General features: G+C 67.7%; 1 protein-coding gene. It reads left to right on the plus strand.

What is annotated here, in order from left to right:
• The first annotated feature begins 83 nt into the window (after positions 1-83).
• Complete coding sequence (locus ACWEFB_RS38255) at positions 84-1,079, plus strand: IS30 family transposase (protein ID WP_452293110.1); 996 nt, start codon at positions 84-86, stop codon at positions 1,077-1,079.
• Positions 1,080-1,086 lie beyond the last annotated feature (7 nt).

Here is a 1,086-nt window from a genome sequence, read left to right on the forward strand (position 1 = left end):
CCCGTGCTCAGTTGGTCGTAGCAATCGATCTTGTCGTTCGTTGGTCCTCTCGGTGGAGTGATCGCTGAGAGGCTGGTGGGAGCATGGTTGGTCGTAGGCCGCTGACGGTGGCGGATCGGGAAGAGATCACTCGGGGGATCGCTGAGGGGTTGTCGGGCCAGCAGATCGCGGCGCGGATCGGTCGGGATCCGAGTGTGGTGTCGCGGGAGATCTGTCGGGGCGGTGGGCGGGGGTTCTATCGGGCGTGGCGCTCACAGCGGCAGGCGCAGCGGGCGCGGCGTCGACCGAAGCCGTGCAAGTTGGAGTTGGATCCGCGGCTGCGGCAGGTGGTGGTGGCGTTGTTGGGTGAGGGCTGGTCGCCGGACCAGATCGCTGGTCGGCTACCGGTCGACTACCCCGGGGACGAGGCGATGCGGGTATCGCACGAGGCGATCTACACATGGATCTACGCGTTGCCGGTCGGGGAGTTGGCCCGGCTGCATGTGCGTCTGCGTAGCGGCCGTAAACGGCGTCGTCCCGTGCGTTCGGCGGCGTCGCGGGCGCCGAAGATCCCTGATCCGACGTTCATCGATCAGCGGCCCTTCCAGGCCGAGGACCGGCGGGTACCCGGTCACTGGGAAGGCGACCTGATCATCGGCAAGAACGGTGCCAGCGCTACCGCCTCACTGGTGGAACGCACCTCCCGGTTCCTGATCCTGGTGCCGCTACCCGCTCGGGACAGCCCCACGGTCACCGGCGCCGTCGCCACCGGTATCGCCGGGCTGCCCGACACCCTGCGCCGCACCCTGACCTGGGACTGCGGCACCGAGATGGCCGAGCACGCCGCCCTGTCCCTCGCCGCCGACATCGACGTCTACTTCGCCCACCCACACAGCCCCTGGGAACGCGGCACCAACGAGAGCACCAACCGGTGGATCCGCGAGTACCTACCCCGCGGCACCGTCATCCCCCACGACAACCACCAACTCACCGCCATCGCCGACCGGCTCAACAACCGACCCCGCCGCATCCTCGGCTACAAGAAACCCAAGGAAATCTTCGCCGAGCTACTAACCAGCCCGATTGCTTCCACCGACTGAGCACGGG

Source organism: Micromonospora sp. NPDC004704 (assembly GCF_053601675.1).

What these genes read in the sequence shown, in the direction of transcription:
- ACWEFB_RS38255 (WP_452293110.1), top strand. Translation starts at nt 84, where the DNA reads ATGGTTGGTCGTAGGCCGCTGACGGTGGCGGATCGGGAAGAGATCACT.